The sequence below is a fragment of the Nitrospirillum amazonense genome, from assembly GCF_007828045.1.
GTDB lineage: Bacteria > Pseudomonadota > Alphaproteobacteria > Azospirillales > Azospirillaceae > Nitrospirillum > Nitrospirillum amazonense_C.
In genome coordinates this window covers 102,752-121,653 of sequence record NZ_VITN01000009.1, presented here as the reverse complement: position 1 = coordinate 121,653, position 18,902 = coordinate 102,752, and the positions used below count along the sequence as shown (strand labels likewise).

Here is an 18,902-nt window from a genome sequence, read left to right as displayed (position 1 = left end):
GCGGACGGCTGGTCTTGTGGCTTTATCTACGAGCGGGCGGGGCTGTCAGTTCAGCGCCCCACGTTCATGGGGGCTATCCAGCGAAAAGGCCGGGATGCGCACGTCGAACCGGCTGCCGTCCGTGCGCTCCATCTGATAGCTGCCGACCATGATGCCTGATGGCGTGCTCAGCGGCGTGCCGCTGGTGTATTCAAAGGATTGCCCGGGGCTCAGCACCGGCTGCTCGCCCACCACGCCGGCGCCCCGCACCTCCTGCACCCGGCCGCGGGCATCGGTGATGTGCCAGTGGCGGCTGCGCAGTTGCACCGTCTCGCCGCCGGTGTTCTCGATTCGCACGGTGTAGGCCCAGACGTAGTGACCTTCCCCCGGGGACGATTGGTCCTCCAGGAATTCGGGGCGCACGCTGACCCGGATGGCATGGGTGGTTTCACTGTACATGGGACTTGTCTTTCAGGGCGTTCTTCCCATGTCGCCGGCCGGCGGCTGGTTCGCCCAGCGCCTGATTGGTCCGCGACAAAATCTCCTGTCCCATCCTTCTTAGGCCTGTTCGCGGCCAATCTCCAGGGTCTTGGGCGGCAGGGGAGGAAGGCGTCCCGGGGGGGCGCCCCCGGGCGTCCGAGGGGGGCTGCGGGCCACATGCGTGCGAGGCGGTGGTCCCAGCATTGCCGTAAGCGGGATGCCGACCCCGGCCCAGCGGGGATCAGGCCCTAAAAAACACGCTTGCGCCCGGGGGGGCTTGGCCTCATATAGGCCCTCAGGTGCAACTACCGACGGCGCGTTACATGTACGCCAGCCTCCTCCTTCGACGACGATCCTCCGGTCGCCTGCCTTGCGGGCGACAGGGTCGTATCACGGCCGGATGCTGACGCGTCGCCCCACTCCTGGCGACGCCCCTCGGTTCCGGTCTCTAGGCGCCCACCGCGCCATCGTTTTAGAGAACCGGGACACCCCAATCGTATGATCCTGACGACTGAGCTGCCGGCGCACGCCGGCGCCATCGAACGCCTGCTCGACACCGCCTTCGGACCGAAGCGCAAAGCCAAGACCGTTTACCGCCTGCGCCGTGGCGTGGCCCCTGTGGCCGATCTGTGCATGGTGGCGCTGGATGAAGAGGCGCCCGGCTACTCCGCCGCCCAGCCGCGCCTGGTGGCGTCCATCCGCTACTGGCCGGTGATGGCCGCCGACGGCACCATGACCCTGATGCTTGGCCCCATCGCCGTGGCCGAGGATTACCGGTCCGCCGGCCTGGGTGGCCAGCTGATCCGCGCCAGCCTGGCCCGGGCCGAGGCGCTGGGCTATGCCAGCGTCCTGCTGGTGGGCGATGCGCCCTACTACAACCGCTTCGGCTTCACCCGCCAGCCGGTGCTGGGCCTGAAGCTGCCGGGCCCGGTGGAACTGGACCGCTTCCTGGGTCTGGAGTTCATCCCCGGCTCGCTCAGCAACGCCCACGGCATGCTGGGCCGCGCCCCGACCCGCACGGCCGTCCCCGCCGCGACAGCCGAAACCGCCGAGGCTGGCGTGGCCAAGCTGGCCCGCCCGCGCCGGAGGGCGGTTCGCTGAACCGTCCGGCCCCCCGGCCAATTGCAACGGCCGGGACCCTGATTGATGTGCCCCTGAGGTTCGATGTTTCCCGCGTTTCAAGTGGCGGCCCTACTGCCGCTTGAACGCCGCCCCGGAAAGCCCTATAAGCTCCTTCCCGGCGCGGGTGTAGCTCAATGGTAGAGCAGAAGCTTCCCAAGCTTACGACGAGGGTTCGATTCCCTTCACCCGCTCCAGTTCCGGCCGGCTGGAACCCGCTGCGTTCAGGCGGCGCAAGCCTTCCCGGCGAGACCATTTCGCGGCCTGCGGGTCCCCGGCACCGGGGCCGCCGCCCCACTGCCGCCACGGTTCCTCCCTACATTACAAGTGTGTAACCCGTCCGGGGCTTGGTCGCTTTCCCGTTGAATCGCCGGGCCAGTGGGACAATATGGAAGTCGCGGCCCATGGGGGCCGCCTGGGTTTAACCTGGGATCATTCGAGGAACGTCATGGCTATTGGACCCTACAATCGTTTTGCGTCGAGCACCGGCGCTTACGACCGGGCCCTGTTCGATGAGGGCCTGCGCCAGCACATGCTGCGCGTTTTCAACTACATGACTGTCGGCCTGATCGTCACCGGCCTTGTCGCCTTCTTCGGGGCCCAGTCCCCGGCCCTGGTGGCGGCCATCTTCGGCACGCCGCTGAAATGGGTGGTCATGCTGGCCCCCATCGGCTTCGTGTTCGCCCTGTCGGCCGGCATCAACCGCATGTCGTCGGGCACGCTGCGCACCGTCTTCTTCGCCTACTGCGCCGTCATGGGCCTGTCGCTCATGAGCCTTTTCCTGGTGTTCACCGGCGCCAGCATCGCCCGCGTGTTCTTCATCTCGGCCGCCACCTTCGCCGGCGCCTCGCTGTACGGCTACACCGCCAAGCGCGACCTGACGCAGTTCGGCTCGTTCCTGATCATGGGCGTCATCGGCTTGGTCATCGCCAGCCTGGTCAACATCTTCCTGGCCTCCAGCGCGCTGCAGTTCGCGGTGTCGGTGCTGGGCGTGCTGATCTTCACGGGCCTGACCGCCTACGACAGCCAGCGCATCAAGGAGATGTACGCCGAGTCCTGGGGTGTCGAGGCCAACACCAAGCTGGCCGTCATGGGCGCGCTGAGCCTGTACCTCGACTTCATCAACATCTTCGTCTCCCTGATGCAGCTGATGGGCGATCGCCGCAACTAAGCGGAACCCGCCCGCATTGAGAACGTTGTGGGGCCGTCCGGGCGACCGGGCGGCCCTTTCCTTTTGGCGCCGCCGCCGGTCATGATCGGGCGGGTCCTGTCCACCGTCTCCCCTCTCCCGAGAGGTCCGCCGCCATGATCTTCCTCTATACCGATTTCGGCTGGTCCGGCCCCTATGTCGGCCAGATGCGGGCGGTGCTGGCGGCCCGCGCCCCGGCGGGCACCGCCGTCATCGACCTGATGCACGACGCCCCCGCCTTCGATCCCCTGGCCGCCGGCCGCCTGCTGGCCGCCATTCTGCCGGCCACCCTGGCGGCCCTACCGCACACCACCGTGCCGGCCGTCTTCCTGGCCGTGGTCGATCCCGGCGTGGGCACGGAGCGCCGCCCCCTGGCCGTGCAGCTGTCCGGTGGGCAGGGGAAACCCCAAGGGCGCCCCGTCTGGTTGGTAGGGCCGGATAACGGCCTGTTCCAGCCGCTCATCGCTGATACCACCACCACCGGGGGCCTGGCCGAGGCGTGGGATGTCACCTGGCGGCCAGATGCCCTGTCCGCCTCCTTCCACGGCCGCGACCTGTTCGCGCCCGTGGCGGCCTTGGCCGTGGAAGGACAGGAACTGGGGGACTGGGTCCGGCCCCTGGCCTTGACGGATCTGATGGGTGCGGCGCCATTGGGCGGAACAGGGGGTGGCGGGACCGCCGACCATGGCCGCATCCTCTACATCGACAGCTACGGCAACGGCTGGACCGGCCTGCGTCCCGCCGGAGTGCTGGACGGCACCGTCGCGCCCGACGCCCGGCTGTGGGTGGGCGGCCCCGGCGGCGGCGGCCAGGCGGTGGAGCCCGCCCGCACCTTCGGCGCCGTGCCCCGGGGCACCGCTTTCTGGTACGTGAATTCCAGCGGCCTGGTGGAGATCGCCGTCAACCAGGGCCGCGCCGATGAGGCGCTGGGCTTCACCCTCGGCTCCCCCATCGGCGTGCGCGCGCCCTACATCAAGCTGTAGGTGCCTGTAATCTTCATCGCATTTCAGCCCGGCCATAGGACGCGACCGCGTCCGCCGGAAATTGAGGAGAAGCCAAGCCGGCGGATGCCGGCGCCCGGCGCTTGAGGGCGAAAAACTAATGCGCCGTAGGCACCACTGTCGCCTCGTCCATCAGGGCCAGGAAGGGCAGGTCGCTGGGCTGGTTGCCATAGCCCCAGCGGCGCCCATAGGGGCCCGTCTCCTCCATCCACAGGGCCAGGCGCCGGGCCTTCTCCGCGCGCACGCAGTTGCCGGCCACCATCTCGCCCGTCAGCAGGCCGTCCTCGCCCACCGCCATCTCGGTGCCCAGCAGGTCATGCACCGGCAGGTCGGCCAGCAGGGCCGGCATGTACAGGGTGAGCGCCCCGGTGGCCACCAGGATGCGGTGGCCTTGGTCGGCGTGGCGCATCAGGGCGTCGCGCAGCGGGGTGTGCCAGCGGACCCAGGCCCCCATCTCCGCCGCCGCTTCCTGTGCCCGCTCCAGCGGCACGCCGGCCAGGCAGCGGCGCAGCAGGCGCCGTTTGAAGGCCGTCTTGAAATCGTCGTCCGCGTCGCTGGCGTGGCCGCCCTTCACCAGGGCTTCCCCCGGGGGCCGCTGACGACCGGGCAGGCGGCGGCCGGGGCGAACCGGCAACCGGCGCGACGCGGCACCGGCCACGCTGCCGGCCAGGTGGCGGCGCAGGGTTTCGCCCCCCGCCACCCGCGCCAGGAAGGGCAGCAGGCTGTCGCCGCGCGCCAGGGTGCCGTCGAAGTCGAATACCGCCAGGCCCGGCAGGTCGCTTTCCTGGGAAATGTCGCCCGTGCGGGCGGCGGTCTTGGGGGCGGTGGACTGGGACATGGATGGCATGAAGCTCAGCGGCAGGCGGATGGGGCGCAACCCCCGGTTCATCCGCGCCATAAAACGGGGTGGGCGGCTTCCTCTCAAGTGGTTTTCGCGTTAAGTGTCGGCCTTTCCGCTCAAGACCGACGGCAGACCCATGATCACCACCCCCACCACCCTTGCCGCCGCCACCCAAGGTGCGGCCAAGCCCTACAAGATCATCATCGACACCGATCCCGGCCAGGACGACGCCGTGGCCATCCTGCTGGCCTTGGCCAGCCCCGAGGATGTGGAGGTGCTGGGCATCACCGCCGTGGCGGGGAACGCGCCCCTGCCATGGACGGAGAAGAACGCCTGCCGGGTGTGCGAGCTGGCGGGCCGGCCGGACGTGAAGGTGTATGCCGGTTGCGACCGGCCCATGGTGCGCCTGCTGCACACGGCGCCGGAGGTGCACGGCGACACCGGCCTGGATGGCCCGGTCCTGCCCGAGCCGACCATGCCGCTGCAGGCGCAGCACGCGGTGGACTTCATCATCGAGACGGTGATGCGGGAGGAGCCGGGCACCGTCACCCTATGCCCGCTAGGGCCGCTGACCAATGTCGCCCGCGCCCTGGTGAAGGAACCGGCGATCGCCACCCGCCTGCGCCAGATCGTGCTGATGGGCGGCGCGCAGATGGAGGGCGGCAATTCCACCCCCTGCGCCGAATTCAACATCTATGTCGATCCGCACGCCGCCGACATCGTCTTCAAGTCGGGTGTGCCCATCGTCATGTTCCCGCTGGACGTCACCCACCAGGTCCTGACCGCGCGTCGCCATATGGACCGCATCCAGGCCGTGGGCAACCGCGTGGCCCAGGCGACGTACGAGATGCTGGACTTCTACCAGCGCTATGACGAGCACAAGTACGGCACCGACGGCGGCCCGCTGCATGACCCCTGCGTCATCGCCTGGCTGATCCGGCCGGGCATCTTCGAGGGCAAGACCGTGAATGTGGAGATCGAGACCGGCAGCCCGCTGACCACCGGGCAGACGGTTATCGACCGCTGGAACACCACCGGCCGGCCGCGCAACGCCACCGTCATGCTGAAGGCCGACAGCGACGCCTTCTTCGACCTGCTGGTGGAACGGCTGCGGCGTTTCGGCTGATGCCCCGGCGGCGACGATGGCAGATCGGCAATAGTTGCCGATCTGTCGGAATCTTTTGCCCGGGCCGGCTTGGGGCAGGGGCATGTCTGGCCGGGCTTCACGCCGGCTAAACCGGCGGATCGCCTGGATTTTCGCGGGTGAGGGCGGCGGCCCGGGCCTTGCTTGGGAACACGGCGTTAACCATGGCTGTCTTTGGGCGCCATGGGGATCGCGTCGTTCCACCCCAGGGGCCAAGGGACCGAAGACCATGTCGTTCCTGAACACCAGCAACCACACCCAGTCCACGGCCAATGCCTATGGCGGCTTCGGCGCCGCGGGCAGCGGGGGCGTCGGTCCGGCCGGCTCGCAGAGCGCCCTGTCCGTCAGCCAGACCGACAGCGCCTTCGCCGACCTGCTGAAGGGTGACGACGATCCGCAAACCATGCTGAAGGACATGACCACTGGCGGCTTCCAGGGGTATTGGTCCTATCAGATCAAACAGATGAAGCAGAAGATCGCCGAGGACACGCTGCAGTCCAAGGGTCTGACCGCCCAGGACGTGGCCAACATGCCCGCCGACCAGCGCGCCGACCTGGAACGCCAGATCATGCGCGAGGTGGAGCAGAAGGTCCGGCAGATGACCGCCTCCGGCAAGGATGGCAAGAGCGGTTTGGAAGACGCCACCCAGACGGCGGCTGATGGCAGCGGCCAGAACGGCTTCGGCAGCCAGATGGCCGCCAACAGCAACCAGACCGGCGCCCGCAGCGGCGTGCCCATCGCCGGCGGCGACACCCTGCAGGGCATACTGGCCGCCCAGGAGATGAGCGCTTAGTTTTTCGTTGCTTCCGGGGCACCCCAGCGCAGGGTGGTGACCAGCCGGCCGGCGGTGCCGTCCTCCAGCAGGAGGCGTTCCCAGCGCATGCGGCTGCGGCGGATCAGCAGGTCGGGGCGATGGTTGGTCTCGGTCTCCAGGTCCAGCACGCCGTCCGGCCGGTCGTACCAGCCGGCGCCGGCCAGGCCGGCTTCCGCGTCCAAAATCTGCGGCGTGGCATAGGACAGCAAGGGCAGCCCCAACACCGTGCTGGCCGACACCGTCCATTCCGCCTCGCGCGCCGCGGACGCCGCCAGCAGGCGGTGACTGCGATCGCAGATCAGATGCACCGGATCGCGGGAACGCTGCACCAGTCGCTTCAGGGCGGCGTCCTGGCCCGCCCGGCCCGGGCTCAGCAATGTGGCGATGTGGGCGGCGTGCGTCTCATCCGGCCAGGCCAGGCCCCGTTCCCAGCGCGATACGGTGGCCTGGGTCACGCCCAGCAGCTCGGCCACGTGCCCCTGCTTCAAGCCCCGCAGCCGGCGCAGGCGGCGCAAATCCTGGCCCACGGTGTGGCGACCCACGGTGTTGCTGGCCGACCGTCCCTCCATGCCTGCCTCCCAAAAAACGCCGCCCAAAAACGAAGGGGCGACCCGAAGGCCGCCCCATCATACCAGACCCAGGCATCCCGGCCGCTCAGTGCGACTTGCCGCTCTGGATGGTGCCGGCGATGGAACCGCCGTCGGCGATGCTGATGCGGCCATAGCGGATGGTGCCATCGACCTGGCCGCTCTCACCGATGGACAGGGTGCCCGTCACCTCGATGGTGCCGGTGGCGCGGCCGGAAACCTTCATGCTTTCCACCACGGCGGTGCCTTCGAAATGGCCGCCCTCGGCCACCTCCAGCACCTTCACCTCGTTCAGCGTCACATCGACCAGGCGGCCAGCGACGTGCAGGGTGTGGCAGTGGGAGATCTTGGCGCCCTCGATACGGGCCTCGGGCGAGATGGTGGTGACCCCGCCGCCCAGGTCGGGCGCCGATTCCGTCTGCGGTCCGCCGTTCAGGCCCGGCCGCAAAAAGCTGCGCGGATCGAGGATGTCACTGGCCATCGGTCCCCCTCATAGTCCGGCGCGGGCCGGAACCTGGAAATATCCGGCGCGGGCCGGACGCTGAAAACACCCGGCGCGGGCCGGAGGTCGAAAAATTTCTCGCCCGGGCCGGCGCGCATTCCCCACGACGCACCGCCGCCCCCGCCGAAACGGGCCGGACGCTGCAAAACTCTTAAGCGTTTCTTAGGCTTTTCGCAACATCTCCCGGGTCGGTGAGGTGGGGGACGCCCCCTTTGGCTTCACCGGCGCGCATGCGTCCCGTACCAGGGGCGCATGGCAGGGGACCCGCAGGATAGGGCGGGTTGCGATTGACGGAGGGCCGGCGGCACACAATAGTCGGCGGTTCGAAACCCCGGTTGGCGTGCCGGGGGTGGCCCTGGTTTTATGATAATTTCGTGTAACGCGCCTCAAGAAATAAAGGAGTGTCTGGCCGTGATTCCTGTCGTGATGCCGACCTATTCCCGGATCGACGTTGTGTTCGAGCGGGGTGAGGGCTGCTTCCTTTACGACACCACCGGCCGACGATTCCTGGATTTCACCAGCGGCATCGCGGTGAACGCCCTCGGCCACGCCCACCCCTACCTGGTGGAGAAGCTGACCGAGCAGGCGCACAAGCTGTGGCACACTTCCAACCTGTTCCGCGTGGCGGGGCAGGAGAAGCTGGCCAGCCGCCTGCGGGAACTGACCTTCGCCGACACCATGTTCTTCACCAATTCCGGCGTCGAGGCGTGGGAATGCGGTGTGAAGCTGGTGCGCAAGTATCATTATGAGACCGGTCATCCGGAGAAGACGCGTTTCATCGTCGCCGGCGGCAATTTCCATGGCCGCACCATGACGGCCATCGCCGCCAGCGGCCAGGACAAGATGGTGAAGGGCTTCGGCCCCCTGCTGGACGCCTTCGACCGGGTGGCCTACGACAATTTGAACGAACTGCGCGCCGCCATCACGCCGGAGACGGCCGCCATCCTGGTGGAGCCCATCCTGGGCGAGGGCGGCATGCGCCCGGCCAGCCTGGATTACCTCCGCGCCCTCCGCGCCATCTGCGACGAGTACGGCCTGCTGCTGTACTTCGACGAGATCCAGAGCGGCATGGGCCGGTCGGGCAAGCTGTTCGCCCATGAATGGGCGGGCGTCACCCCGGACGTGATGTGCATCGCCAAGGGCATCGGCGGCGGCTTCCCGCTGGGTGCGTGCCTGGCCACCGAGAAGGCGGCCCAGGGCATGGTGGCCGGCACCCACGGCAGCACCTTCGGCGGCAACCCGCTGGCCATGGCCGTCGGCAACGCCGTGCTGGACGTGATGACGCAGCCGGGCTTCCTGGACAACGTCATCGCCAAGGGCGCCCTGCTGCAGGGCAAGCTGGAAGAGCTGGTGGCGCGCCACCCCACGGTGCTGGACAGCGTGCGCGGCAAGGGCCTGATCCTGGGCCTGAAGTGCGTGACGCCGGTGGGCGACCTGGTCACCGCGTTGCGCGACAACGGCATGCTGGTGGTTTCCGCCGCCGACAACGTCGTCCGCATTTTGCCGCCGCTGATCGTGGGCGAGGCCGAGATCAACGAGGCCGTGGCCATCCTGGACCGCACCTGTGCGGCCCAGGCGGCCTGAGGGGTACCCACACCATGACCGCGACGACCAAGACGGTCCGGCATTTCCTGGACATCAGCGATTTCGATACGGCCACGCTGCGCGAAATCCTGAAGCGGGGCCGGGACCTGAAGCAGACCAACGGTACCGCCCAGCACCCCCAGCCCTTCCGGGGCCTGACGCTGGCCACCATTTTCGAGAAGCCATCCACCCGCACCCGCGTCTCGTTCGAGGTGGGGATGCGCCAGCTGGGCGGTGAGGTCATCACCCTGACGGGGCGCGAGATCCAGTTGGGCCATGGCGAAACCATCGCCGACACGGCCCGGGTGCTGTCGCGCTTCGTCAACATCATCATGATCCGCACGGACCATGAGACCAAGGTGCATGAGATGGCGGGGGCCGCCAGCATCCCCGTCATCAACGGCCTGACCGACACCTCCCACCCCTGCCAGATCATGGCGGACATCATGACGTTCGAGGAGAAGCGCGGGCCCATCGAGGGCCGTGTGGTCTGCTGGAGCGGCGATGCCAACAACGTCTGCCAGAGCTGGATTCATGCCGCCGCCCGCTTGGGCTTCGAAATGCGGGTGGCGGCGCCCGCCAGCCTGCAGCCCACGGCCGACACCATCGCCTGGGCGGCGCGTGAAGGCGCCCGCCTGGTGGTGACGGAGGATCCCAAGGCCGCGGCCGAGGGTGCCGATGTCGTGGTGACGGACACCTGGGTGTCGATGCATCACAAGGATGCGCCTGCGCGCATGGCATTGCTGGCCCCCTTCCAGGTCAATGACGCGCTGATGAAACTGGCCTCTCCCGACGCCATATTCATGCATTGCCTGCCGGCCCATCGGGAGGAGGAGGTGACCTCCTCCGTCATCGACGGTCCGCAGTCCGTCGTCTGGGACGAGGCGGAAAACCGCCTGCACGCCCAGAAGGGCATCCTGGCCTGGTGTCTGAACGTCTGATCGTTCCGGTACCGGACCCAGGGTGTCCGGCCTTGAGGTATTCCATAAGGCCCCGATCGGTTGACCCCGATCGGGCGCCTTTGTTTTTGGGGTAAGCGATCATGACCACCGCCGCCGTTTCCACCCTCGCCCCCTCCCTGGTTTCCCGGAACATCGACGTGGTGCAGCCCTTCCAGCTGGACCGGTCCAACCTGCGCGGCCGCATGGTGCGCCTGGGGCCCGTGCTGGACGAGATCCTGGGCCGCCACGCCTATCCGGGTCCCGTCGCCCAGATGCTGGCGGAAACGATCACGCTGGCGACGACGCTGGCGGCGGCGCTGAAGTATGAGGGCGTCTTCACCCTGCAGACCAAGGGCGATGGCCCGATCAACCTGATGGTGGCCGACATCACCAGCGCCGGCGCCGTGCGTGGCTATGCCCAGTTCGACGAGGACAAGCTGAAGGCCGCCCTGGAGGCCGCCGGTGGGGCCTCACGCCCGTGGGCCCCGGTGCCCACGCTGCTGGGCAAGGGCTATCTGGCGTTCACCGTCGACCAGGGCGAGCACACCCAGCGCTACCAGGGCATCGTCGGCCTGGAGGGCGATCGCATGGATGATTGCGTGCGCCACTACTTCACCCAGTCGGAACAGCTGGCCACGGGCATCGTCGTCCACGCCGGCCTGTCTGACGGGGGCAACTGGGGCGGCGGCGCCATCATGCTGCAGGCCCTGCCGGACGAGGATGCCGGCGGCGTGGCGTCGGATGCCAAGCCCAGCGACTTGGAGGACGACTGGCGCCGGGCCATGGCCCTGCTGTCCACCGTCACCCCGGCCGAGGTGCTGGACCCGGCGCTGCCGGTGAATGATGTGCTGTTCCGCCTGTTCCACGAGGAAGAGGTGCGTGCCTACGACCCGCACGGTCTGGCGGCGCAGTGCCGCTGCTCGCGGGAACGGGTGGTGACGGTGCTGAAGTCTCTGCCGCGGGACGAGGTGGCGGAGCTGAAGGTGGATGGGGCCGTGGACGTCGCGTGCGAGTTCTGCAGCACCCACTACCGCTTCGACGATGCCGAGCTTGAGACCGTTTACGGCTCGGCTTCCTGAGGTCGCGCTGTCGCTGGCCGGTTTCGCCCGGGCATGACGCCCACGGCGATGCCGGCCAGCACACCCGCCAGCCCCAGGGCGTGGGCCAGGGTCGGCCGCTCACCCAGCAGGAACAGCGACGGCACCAGCACGGTGACGGGCAGCAGGCCGGTGAAAAGGCCGCTGCGGCTGGCCGGGATACGGGCCGCCCCGCGCAGCCAGAACACCACCGCCACCAGGCCGTTGCCCAGCGAGGCCGCGGCGTACAGCGCCCAAGCGCCCGGCGACAGGCCGCCCCACAGCGACTCAGGCGTCATCCCCCGCGCCGTCAGCACGGCGAAGGGCAGGGCCAGCACCGCCGCCATCAGGTTGGCGAGGAAGGTGACGGCCAGGGGCGACACGCCCGCCAGCCGCCGGGCATAGACGTTGTACAGCCCCTCCGACACCACGGCACCCAGGACCAGGGCGTTGCCGCGCAGGGTATCGCCGGCGCCGCCGTCTGCGCCATGGGCCCCGTGGCTGGCCAGGTTGAGGGCGGCGATGCCCGCCATGGCCAGGGCGATGGCCGCGCCGTTCCGCAGGGTCAGCCGCTCACGCAGGATGGCGGCGGCGCACAGGGCGGTCACGGCGGGGATGGTGCTGGTCAGGATGCCGGCGGTGGTGGCGCTGGTACCGCGCAGGCCGTACATCAGGAAGACGTTGAACAGCACCATGCCGAACAGCGACAGCAGGGCCAAGCTGGCCCAGTCGCCGCCCGTGGCCGGCAGGGCGCGGCGTCCGTGGCGGATGGCCCAGGGGCTGAGCGCCAGCGCCGCCAGGGCGAAGCGCACGTCGGCGGCCACCAGGGGCGGCACGGCGGTCACCGCCATCTTGCTGATGGGCACGGACAGGCCGACCAGGACCATGGCGGCGGTGAGGGAGAGATAGGCGGAGCGCATGGGGGCCACTATGGGGGACAGTGTGGCCGCTCGCCACCCGCGCCGACATCCCCGGCAACATCGCTGTTGAAGCCGGGCCCGCCAGCGCTTACTTGCAGTGCCTGACTGTTTGCCTTTCCCAAGGATGACGACAATGACGACCGAAACCGCGACGCTGGCTGGTGGCTGCTTCTGGGGTATGGAAGATCTGATCCGCAAGGTGCCGGGCGTGGTGGATACCCGCGTGGGCTACATCGGCGGTGAGCTGCGGAACCCGACCTACAAGGACGTGAAGACCGGCACCACCGGCCACGCCGAAGCCATCGAGATCACCTTCGACCCGGCCAAACTGACCTTCCGCCGCCTGATCGAGTTCTTTTTCCAGATCCACGACCCGACGACCACCAACCGCCAGGGCAACGACATCGGCAGCCAGTACCGCAGCGCCATCTTCTACGCCTCGCCCGAGCAGAAGGCGGCGGCCGAGGAGGTGACGGCCGAGGTCGGCGCGTCGGGCCGCTGGCCCGGCAAGGTCGTCACCCAGATCGTTCCCGCCGGCACCTTCTGGGAGGCCGAGGACTACCACCAGGACTATCTGGAAAAGAACATCGGCGGCTACACCTGCCATTGGGTCCGCCCCGACTGGGTGCTGACCGGCAAGTAAGCCTGGGCGGGCACGCCGACACTCGGGTAAGCTGTTGAAACGAAACAGCGGCCGTCGCCATCATGGGCGGCGGCCTTTTGTTGTGCGCCATTGGATGGTGATGTCGCGTGCTTGCCCTGCCCACCTATCTGCTGGCCGCGGTGGCGGAGATCGGCGGTTGCTTCGCCTTCTGGGCCTGGCTGCGCCTGGGCAAAAGCCCCCTGTGGCTGCTGCCTGGCATGGCCAGCCTGGCCCTGTTCGCCTGGGCGCTGACCCGCGTCGATATCGCCTTCGCCGGCCGGGCCTATGCGGCCTATGGCGGCATCTACGTCGCGACGTCCCTGCTATGGCTCTGGGCCGTCGAGGGGGCCCGGCCGGATCGCTGGGACATCCTGGGCGGCCTGGTCTGCCTGACCGGCACCGGCATCATCCTGTTCGGGCCCAGGGGATAGCGGCTTCAGTCAGGCGGCATCATCCTCCAGCTCCAGCTCAATCTTCAGTCGCTTGCCGGCGTGGCCGTGCAGCAGAATGGCTTTGCTGTTTGAAATACCGAAGTAAACGCGGGCTTCCACCTTGCCTTTACGGATCATTGGCCGGACTTCGTAATACGGTACGTTTTCGCAGCGTCCCTTATCGCCCCATCTCCCGCCCCACGGGATAGCGCAGGTAGGCGGCGTCGCTGTAGGGCGTGCGGTCATAGAACCAGGCCAGGCGCTGGTCCGGGTTGGTGGCGAAGCCGGGGTCGGCCTTCAGCTTGGCCTCGAAGGCGGCTTTCAGGGCCGGGTCGGCGGCCAGCATGCGCTCGGCCAGCGGGGCGATGGCGTAGGGCTCGATATATTCCGTGCGCTGCAGGATTTCGGGAAAGAAGCCCCAGGCCAGGAACGACTCGGTGCTCTCCGCCTCCAGCAGCTGGCCGGCCAGGTCGCCCAGGGGCTGGTCGGTGGGCACGCGCACGCTGCCCTTGGGGTACAGCACCGTGCGCGTCTCATGCACATACCCGGCCGTGTCCAGCATGACGTGGCCCTCGTTGGTCTCGGTGGCCAGCTTGGGCTCCGTCAGGCGCACGGCGTCCACCGTGACCTCGTGCGGCTGGTCCTGCGTTTCCATCGCCAGGCCGTGCAGGCGCAGCCGCGCGATGATCTCCGGCTTGGTCGCCGGCACCCAATAGGCATCCGGCCGCGCGACGGTGACGCTGGGGTGATCCAGGAAGATGGGCATATGCACCGTGGCGCCCGGCCGGCCCAGCCAGCGTACCTCCACCCCGCCCGAGGCGGGGGAGATATAGCTCTCGTGCCGCATGGTCCGGAACGCCACGCTGGCGCTGGGCGTCTTCTCCGTCTCGAACGCCACGGGCAGGGTGACGGGCCGGCGGGCGCGGTCGGACGCCATGGCCTGGCGCAGGGCGGCGCCCTGTTCCGCCAGCAGGGTCAGCGATCGCTCGATCAGCACATAGGTGCCCAGTACCCGCTGGCGGTAGGGCTTCAGCGAATGGTTCTCCACCAGCACGGTGGGGATGTGCGCCAGGTTGCCGTAGCCGGTGGAATAGCGCAGGGGCGTGGTGCCGCCGGCGATACCGCCCTCCGGCTTGCGGCCGTCGGCCTCCGTCACCAGGGGCCCGGGGATGTGGCCGGCCTTGGCCAGGGCTTGGCTCACCTCCGTCTTGAAGGGGCCCGCCAGCCAGCGGTCGATGGCGGGGGAGAACAGGTCGCCGGCGGCGCCTTCGTCATTGCCGAAGGTGATGTCATAGGCATAGTCCATGCCGTCGGTGACATGGATGTCCAGGTACAGGTCGGGCTGATAGCGGCGGATCAGGGCGATCATGGCCCGCATCTCGGGCGTGTCCAGCTTGCCGTAGTCGCGGTTGAGGTTCAGGTTCTGCGCCGTGGTGCGCCAGCCCTGGTTCATGGGGCCGCGCTGATTGGGCCGGTTGTAGGCGCCGGCGCGCTCATGGCCATCGACGTTGAAGATGGGCACGAACAGCAGGTTCACCCGGTCCAGCAGGCCGTCCTTGCCCCGCTGGGTGATGTCGCGCAACAGCATCAGCCCGGCGTCCTTGCCGTCGATCTCGCCCGCATGGATGCCGGCCTGCACCAGCAGCAGGGGCTTGGCCGGGTCCGGCTTGCCATCCACCATTCCCTTGGCCGCCAGCACCGCCACCATCTCGCGTCCCTTGGGGGAGGTGCCGAACACCTCCTGCCGCAGCAGGGGGGATGCCGTGACCAGCCGGTCAATGAAGGCGCGGGTCTCGTCATAGCTGGGCGTGGCGGTCAGGCCGGTCAGCTCCGCCGGTGTGGCCCAGGGATCACCCGCCTTCACCACCAGCTTTTCCGAGGCGCCGTGCCAGGGCGGCGGCGGCGGCAGGAAATCCGTGTCCCACGGCTCGGTCTGTTGGGGGCCGTTCTGTTGGCCGGGCGCGGCCGCCCAGGCGGGGGCGGCGACGGACAGCATCAGGATGGCGCAGAGCGCCAGGCGATGGGAACGGGGCATGGACGGGACTCGGGGGAGGGGCGAAGGGATGGGGCTCGACCATCACCCGGCGGGCAGGCCGCTTTCAAGAATGCTTTTGCCAGAACCCCGAAAGCGCGAAAGCCCGGCTGGGCTGTGCCAACCGGGCTTTCGGATTTGGTGGAGCTAAGCGGGATCGAACCGCTGACCTCTACAATGCCATTGTAGCGCTCTCCCAGCTGAGCTATAGCCCCGAACCTGTGAATTCGGTCGCCGCCCTCTGGGGCCCATTGATCTGGGCAGCGGCGGTGAGGCCGGGAATATGCGCAGATGCGGGGCGGAGATCAAGCGCGCAATTCCATCCGCGACCCTGGCATGTCTTTCGGTCATGTGACAGGTGCCGCTGCCATCGATGCCCAAGTCGGTCAATGGCCAGGGCTGTGTGCTGAAAGAAAAAGCGGCGCGGGAGACCAGTCAATCCGGCCAGAAACACGAAAGGCCGGCTGAGTCGTCAGCCGGCCTTTCGGATTTGGTGGAGCTAAGCGGGATCGAACCGCTGACCTCTACAATGCCATTGTAGCGCTCTCCCAGCTGAGCTATAGCCCCGAACCATTTTTAACTCGGTCCGCGCCGCCTGGGGGCTGGCGTGGTGTGGGCGGGAATATGCTCAGATGCGTCGGCTGGATCAAGAGAAAAATCGGGGATTCCCAAACTTTTTTCCAGAATGGCCAACGCCCTGAAATTCCTCAGACTTTAGCGGTCCTCGTCGCCACCTTCGACATCGACCACTTCGCCCACGTCATCCTCGTCGCCCAGTTCCTCGGCGTCCTCCAGCAGAACGTCCTCGTCATCGTCGCCGGGCACCTCGTCGGCGGTCTCGGCTTCCTCCAGGTCATCGACCTCCAGATCGACCTCGGCCTCTTCCAAGGCCTCTTCCTTCTCCTCGTCCTCAACCTCGACGCCGGTGTCCTCGTCATCCAGGACCGGCTTCTTGGTGTCGTCGGCCAGGATGGGACGGGCGCGGCGGGACTTCAGCAGGGCCTCAGGATCGAACACCGTCGAGCACGAGGGGCAGGTCGGCGGATTCTTCCGCATGTCGTAATAGCGGGTGCCGCAGTTCGGGCAGATCCGCTTGGTGCCCCATTCCGGTTTCGCCACGGCAATCCTCCGTCAAAAACACGCGTGGCGACGGCCCGGGCCGGCCATGTCCACGCTCCATATAAAAAGGTACAGGAGCGGGCGTTTGCCATGAAGCCCGCCCCCTGTCAAACGTGAATCCTCGAAGACACCCACAAGGGGGCGCTTTCGTCCCATGCGGCGGTGCCCGCCGGGGCCCCCATGGCCCCAACGCCTTGCGCGGCGGCGGGGGTGGGGCCATCCTTGACACCGTTCCGCCCCGTCATTCCAGGGACTCCAATCCCCATGTCCGCGCCCGCCTTGTCCACCTGGATCTCATCCCCCGCGCCCCCGCTGGGCGGCACGGCGGCGGTACCGGGCGACGCCGCCATCGCGGCGCGCGCTCTGGTGCTGGCGGCGCTGGCCGTGGGGGAAAGCCGGGTGACGGGCGCCCCCATCGGGCAGGAGCCGCTGGTGCGGGTCCTGCGCACGCTGGGGGCCCACCTTGAGCCGATGGGCGCGGGCGCCTGGCGGGTCCACGGCGTGGGCGTGGGCGGCCTGCGCCAAGCCCCGGGCCTGCTGGACGTCGGCGCCGACGGCCTGGCCTTCGCCTTGCTGGCCGGCCTCCTGGCCACCCAAGGGGGCGAGACCTTCCTCACCACCAGCCATCCCGCCGCCGCTTTCCTGAAGACGGCGCTGCCGCCCCTGTCCCGCATGGGGGCGGCCTTCATTCCCGCCGGTGACGGGTTGGGCGGCATCCATCCCCCGCTGCTGGTGCGCGGCACGGCCCGGCCGGTGCCGGTGGACCACCGCCCGCTGGCCCCGGTGGGGTGCGAGGTGAAATCCGCCCTGCTGGTGGCCGCGCTCAACGTCGCCGGCCGCACCACGGTGGTGGAGGAAACGCCCACCGCGGACCATACCGAACGCCTATTGCGCCAGTTCGGCGCCGCCGTCACCGCCCGCCACCAGCCGGACGGCGCCTGGGCCGTCAGCGTCGACGGCCAGCGGGAACTGCAGCCGGCCCGGGTGGCCGTGCCGGGCGACGTCTCCCTGGCGGGTGCCGCCCTGGTGGCCGCCACCCTGCGCCCCGGCCCCGGCATCGCGCTGCCCCATGTCGGCGTCAATGAGCACCGCATCGCCCTGTTTCCCGTGCTGCGCGACATGGGGGTGCGCGACATGGGCGCCGGCCCGACGGCGGCGAACCAGCCCGCCGGCGAGGGCGAACCCGTGGCTGACCTGCGGCTGCACCCGCCGGCACATCCCTTGCGCGGGGTGGAGGTCGCGGCCGCATCCCTCACCGCCGGGGAGCTGGCGCTGGTGGCGGTGGCGGCGTCCTGCGCCCGGGGCACGACGGTGCTGCGCGGCCTTCCCCCCCGCCTGGCCCGGACGGTGCCGCCCCTGGTGGCGGCCTTGGGCGCCTGCGGCGTCACGGCGTCGGCGGGGATGGATGTCCTGACCATCACCGGCGACGGCCGGCCGCCGCAGGGCGGGGCGGCGGTGGAGGTCGATGCCGACGTGGCGCCGGCCTTCCTGGCGCTGGGCACCGCCGCCACGCAACCCATAGCCGTGCGGGCCAGCCTGGGCCCGGCGGCCGCCTCTTTGCTGAACGCCCTTGGCGCCGCCATCACCCAAGCGTGAGGGGGCGGGGCCGGCTTGCCAGGCGGGGCGGGCGGTGTTAGGCCACCGGCCAACCCTTCTTTCCTGTTCCTTCCTGCTTGGCGAAGGCGCCCGATCCCATGACATCTTCCTTCATCGTCGCCATCGATGGCCCCGCCGCCAGCGGCAAGGGCACGCTGGCCCGCCGCCTGGCCGCCACCCTGGGCTTCGCCCACCTGGACACGGGCGCGCTTTACCGCGCGGTGGGGTTGACGCTGTTGCGGACCGGCCATGCGCCGGATGACGCCGTCGCCGCCGTCGCGGCCGCCCAGGGCCTGGATGCCACCACCGTCCTGCCCATGATGAACGACCCGGCGCTGCGCCAGGACGCGGTGGCGGTGGCCGCCTCCAAGGTCTCGGTGGTGCCCGAGGTACGGGCGGCCCTGTTGGATTTCCAGCGGAATTTCGCCAACCACCCGCCCGAGGGGGCGAAAGGCGCGGTGCTGGACGGGCGCGACGTCGGCACCGTGGTCTGCCCCGACGCGCCCGCCAAGCTCTACGTGACCGCCGACGTTGAGGTTCGCGCCCGGCGCCGTTTGTCGGAGTTGCGGAATACTGGCGCCGAGGCTATATACGAGGCCGTCCTGGAGGACATGAAAGTTCGTGATGCGCGTGACAGTCAACGGGCGGTGGCACCGCTGAAGCCCGCTGTCGACGCGTTTTTGCTTGATACGTCCATGATGGATGCCGAACAGGCGTTCGTCGCCGCCACGGACTTCATCCGCTCCAGACCCGCGTTTCCCGGCTTCCTTTAAAACGGACGGTTAGGCCGCGCGGCCCCCAACTCAACCCAAGTCGCCGGGCATGGTGTCCGACGCCATGGGCCAAGTTAACCTCCTGTCGGCCGGGCGTCTGCCGGGGGGTTGGAACGGGCCTGTGCTGGATC

The 18,902-nt window shown here is 68.8% G+C and carries 20 protein-coding genes and 3 tRNA genes; 13 read left to right on the top strand and 10 right to left on the bottom strand.

Annotation, left to right across the window (positions count from 1 at the left end; translation table 11 throughout):
* Window positions 1-45: 45 nt before the first annotated feature.
* A complete protein-coding gene (gene apaG / locus FBZ89_RS15770) occupies window positions 46-438 on the bottom strand; it encodes a Co2+/Mg2+ efflux protein ApaG (RefSeq protein ID WP_040848143.1) in 393 nt (130 codons plus the stop codon).
* 519 nt (window positions 439-957) lie between these two features.
* Between apaG and FBZ89_RS15765 the strand changes: the two genes are divergently transcribed.
* The 4 genes from FBZ89_RS15765 to FBZ89_RS15750 all read left to right on the top strand — a co-directional run bounded on the left by FBZ89_RS15765 (window position 958) and on the right by FBZ89_RS15750 (window position 3,750).
* Window positions 958-1,560, top strand: a complete 603-nt coding sequence (locus FBZ89_RS15765; protein ID WP_145750915.1) for a GNAT family N-acetyltransferase — start codon at window positions 958-960, stop codon at window positions 1,558-1,560.
* A 141-nt stretch (window positions 1,561-1,701) separates the two neighbouring features.
* Window positions 1,702-1,775 (top strand) — tRNA-Gly (locus FBZ89_RS15760).
* A gap of 251 nt (window positions 1,776-2,026) precedes the next feature.
* On the top strand, window positions 2,027-2,749 hold the full coding sequence (locus FBZ89_RS15755; RefSeq protein ID WP_145750914.1) for a Bax inhibitor-1/YccA family protein: 723 nt from the start codon (window positions 2,027-2,029) through the stop codon (window positions 2,747-2,749).
* A gap of 134 nt (window positions 2,750-2,883) precedes the next feature.
* Complete coding sequence (locus tag FBZ89_RS15750; RefSeq protein WP_145750913.1) at window positions 2,884-3,750, top strand: SAM hydrolase/SAM-dependent halogenase family protein; 867 nt, start codon at window positions 2,884-2,886, stop codon at window positions 3,748-3,750.
* A 115-nt stretch (window positions 3,751-3,865) separates the two neighbouring features.
* On the opposite strand, the gene FBZ89_RS15745 is transcribed toward FBZ89_RS15750, so the two are convergent.
* Entirely contained in the window at window positions 3,866-4,645 is a 780-nt protein-coding gene (locus FBZ89_RS15745) for an HAD-IB family phosphatase (RefSeq protein ID WP_246172263.1), read from the bottom strand.
* A gap of 100 nt (window positions 4,646-4,745) precedes the next feature.
* Between FBZ89_RS15745 and FBZ89_RS15740 the strand changes: the two genes are divergently transcribed.
* Together FBZ89_RS15740 and FBZ89_RS15735 are read left to right on the top strand one after the other, a co-directional pair.
* On the top strand, window positions 4,746-5,735 hold the full coding sequence (locus tag FBZ89_RS15740) for a nucleoside hydrolase (RefSeq protein ID WP_145750912.1): 990 nt from the start codon (window positions 4,746-4,748) through the stop codon (window positions 5,733-5,735).
* Between the two features lie 247 nt (window positions 5,736-5,982).
* Complete coding sequence (locus tag FBZ89_RS15735) at window positions 5,983-6,546, top strand: hypothetical protein (RefSeq protein ID WP_145750911.1); 564 nt, start codon at window positions 5,983-5,985, stop codon at window positions 6,544-6,546.
* Here FBZ89_RS15735 and FBZ89_RS15730 read toward each other — a convergent pair.
* Window positions 6,543-7,136 (bottom strand): helix-turn-helix transcriptional regulator, encoded by a 594-nt coding sequence (locus FBZ89_RS15730; RefSeq protein ID WP_145750910.1) that lies wholly within the window; start codon window positions 7,134-7,136, stop codon window positions 6,543-6,545. The two genes, FBZ89_RS15735 and FBZ89_RS15730, sit on opposite strands and share 4 nt — an antisense overlap.
* Window positions 7,137-7,221: 85 nt before the next feature.
* Window positions 7,222-7,635, bottom strand: coding sequence for a bactofilin family protein (locus FBZ89_RS15725; RefSeq protein WP_145750909.1), 414 nt, complete (start codon window positions 7,633-7,635; stop codon window positions 7,222-7,224).
* A gap of 432 nt (window positions 7,636-8,067) precedes the next feature.
* Here FBZ89_RS15725 and FBZ89_RS15720 point away from each other — a divergent pair, with 432 nt between their 5' ends.
* The 3 genes from FBZ89_RS15720 to hslO all read left to right on the top strand — a co-directional run bounded on the left by FBZ89_RS15720 (window position 8,068) and on the right by hslO (window position 11,260).
* Entirely contained in the window at window positions 8,068-9,240 is a 1,173-nt protein-coding gene (locus FBZ89_RS15720) for an aspartate aminotransferase family protein (protein WP_145750908.1), read from the top strand.
* Between the two features lie 14 nt (window positions 9,241-9,254).
* Window positions 9,255-10,181, top strand: a complete 927-nt coding sequence (argF, locus tag FBZ89_RS15715) for an ornithine carbamoyltransferase (protein ID WP_145750907.1) — start codon at window positions 9,255-9,257, stop codon at window positions 10,179-10,181.
* A 101-nt stretch (window positions 10,182-10,282) separates the two neighbouring features.
* Complete coding sequence (gene hslO, locus FBZ89_RS15710; RefSeq protein WP_145750906.1) at window positions 10,283-11,260, top strand: Hsp33 family molecular chaperone HslO; 978 nt, start codon at window positions 10,283-10,285, stop codon at window positions 11,258-11,260.
* Here hslO and FBZ89_RS15705 read toward each other — a convergent pair.
* Window positions 11,242-12,177, bottom strand: a complete 936-nt coding sequence (locus FBZ89_RS15705) for a DMT family transporter (protein ID WP_145750905.1) — start codon at window positions 12,175-12,177, stop codon at window positions 11,242-11,244. The two genes, hslO and FBZ89_RS15705, sit on opposite strands and share 19 nt — an antisense overlap.
* 133 nt (window positions 12,178-12,310) lie before the next feature.
* Between FBZ89_RS15705 and msrA the strand changes: the two genes are divergently transcribed.
* On the top strand, window positions 12,311-12,820 hold the full coding sequence (msrA, locus tag FBZ89_RS15700; protein WP_145750904.1) for a peptide-methionine (S)-S-oxide reductase MsrA: 510 nt from the start codon (window positions 12,311-12,313) through the stop codon (window positions 12,818-12,820).
* 107 nt (window positions 12,821-12,927) lie between these two features.
* Complete coding sequence (locus FBZ89_RS15695) at window positions 12,928-13,251, top strand: YnfA family protein (RefSeq protein ID WP_145750903.1); 324 nt, start codon at window positions 12,928-12,930, stop codon at window positions 13,249-13,251.
* Window positions 13,252-13,260: 9 nt separating this feature from the next.
* Here the strand turns inward: FBZ89_RS15695 and FBZ89_RS31945 are convergent, their stop codons facing one another.
* From FBZ89_RS31945 to FBZ89_RS15675, 5 genes are all read right to left on the bottom strand, one after another.
* Window positions 13,261-13,389 carry a hypothetical protein gene (locus FBZ89_RS31945; RefSeq protein WP_281292022.1) on the bottom strand — a complete coding sequence of 43 codons (129 nt, stop codon included), beginning with the start codon at window positions 13,387-13,389 and terminating at the stop codon, window positions 13,261-13,263.
* A 40-nt stretch (window positions 13,390-13,429) separates the two neighbouring features.
* On the bottom strand, window positions 13,430-15,286 hold the full coding sequence (locus FBZ89_RS15690) for a M14 family metallopeptidase (RefSeq protein ID WP_246172260.1): 1,857 nt from the start codon (window positions 15,284-15,286) through the stop codon (window positions 13,430-13,432).
* A 136-nt stretch (window positions 15,287-15,422) separates the two neighbouring features.
* Window positions 15,423-15,498, bottom strand: a tRNA-Ala gene (locus tag FBZ89_RS15685).
* A gap of 276 nt (window positions 15,499-15,774) precedes the next feature.
* Window positions 15,775-15,850 (bottom strand) — tRNA-Ala (locus tag FBZ89_RS15680).
* Window positions 15,851-15,997: 147 nt separating this feature from the next.
* The gene (locus FBZ89_RS15675; protein ID WP_145750902.1) at window positions 15,998-16,402 is read right to left on the bottom strand and encodes a TIGR02300 family protein; all 405 of its coding nucleotides are present in this window, start codon (window positions 16,400-16,402) and stop codon (window positions 15,998-16,000) included.
* A 264-nt stretch (window positions 16,403-16,666) separates the two neighbouring features.
* On the opposite strand from FBZ89_RS15675, the gene FBZ89_RS15670 reads away from it, so the two are divergent.
* Together FBZ89_RS15670 and cmk are read left to right on the top strand one after the other, a co-directional pair.
* Window positions 16,667-17,998, top strand: coding sequence for a 3-phosphoshikimate 1-carboxyvinyltransferase (locus FBZ89_RS15670; protein ID WP_186457391.1), 1,332 nt, complete (start codon window positions 16,667-16,669; stop codon window positions 17,996-17,998).
* A gap of 98 nt (window positions 17,999-18,096) precedes the next feature.
* The gene (gene cmk / locus FBZ89_RS15665; RefSeq protein WP_145750900.1) at window positions 18,097-18,771 is read left to right on the top strand and encodes a (d)CMP kinase; all 675 of its coding nucleotides are present in this window, start codon (window positions 18,097-18,099) and stop codon (window positions 18,769-18,771) included.
* The last annotated feature ends 131 nt before the right edge of the window (window positions 18,772-18,902 follow it).

Bases quoted from the DNA above. Each gene is read 5' to 3' on its own strand.
- FBZ89_RS15705 (WP_145750905.1), bottom strand. From the start codon at position 12,177: ATGCGCTCCGCCTATCTCTCCCTCACCGCCGCCATGGTCCTGGTCGGC.
- hslO (WP_145750906.1), top strand. From the start codon at position 10,283: ATGACCACCGCCGCCGTTTCCACCCTCGCCCCCTCCCTGGTTTCCCGG.
- FBZ89_RS15670 (WP_186457391.1), top strand. From the start codon at position 16,667: ATGTCCGCGCCCGCCTTGTCCACCTGGATCTCATCCCCCGCGCCCCCG.
- FBZ89_RS31945 (WP_281292022.1), bottom strand. From the start codon at position 13,389: ATGATCCGTAAAGGCAAGGTGGAAGCCCGCGTTTACTTCGGTATTTCA.
- FBZ89_RS15765 (WP_145750915.1), top strand. From the start codon at position 958: ATGATCCTGACGACTGAGCTGCCGGCGCACGCCGGCGCCATCGAACGC.
- cmk (WP_145750900.1), top strand. From the start codon at position 18,097: ATGACATCTTCCTTCATCGTCGCCATCGATGGCCCCGCCGCCAGCGGC.
- FBZ89_RS15750 (WP_145750913.1), top strand. From the start codon at position 2,884: ATGATCTTCCTCTATACCGATTTCGGCTGGTCCGGCCCCTATGTCGGC.
- FBZ89_RS15730 (WP_145750910.1), bottom strand. From the start codon at position 7,136: ATGGAGGGACGGTCGGCCAGCAACACCGTGGGTCGCCACACCGTGGGC.
- apaG (WP_040848143.1), bottom strand. From the start codon at position 438: ATGTACAGTGAAACCACCCATGCCATCCGGGTCAGCGTGCGCCCCGAA.
- FBZ89_RS15740 (WP_145750912.1), top strand. From the start codon at position 4,746: ATGATCACCACCCCCACCACCCTTGCCGCCGCCACCCAAGGTGCGGCC.
- FBZ89_RS15690 (WP_246172260.1), bottom strand. From the start codon at position 15,286: ATGCCCCGTTCCCATCGCCTGGCGCTCTGCGCCATCCTGATGCTGTCC.
- argF (WP_145750907.1), top strand. From the start codon at position 9,255: ATGACCGCGACGACCAAGACGGTCCGGCATTTCCTGGACATCAGCGAT.
- FBZ89_RS15725 (WP_145750909.1), bottom strand. From the start codon at position 7,635: ATGGCCAGTGACATCCTCGATCCGCGCAGCTTTTTGCGGCCGGGCCTG.
- FBZ89_RS15755 (WP_145750914.1), top strand. From the start codon at position 2,027: ATGGCTATTGGACCCTACAATCGTTTTGCGTCGAGCACCGGCGCTTAC.
- msrA (WP_145750904.1), top strand. From the start codon at position 12,311: ATGACGACCGAAACCGCGACGCTGGCTGGTGGCTGCTTCTGGGGTATG.
- FBZ89_RS15735 (WP_145750911.1), top strand. From the start codon at position 5,983: ATGTCGTTCCTGAACACCAGCAACCACACCCAGTCCACGGCCAATGCC.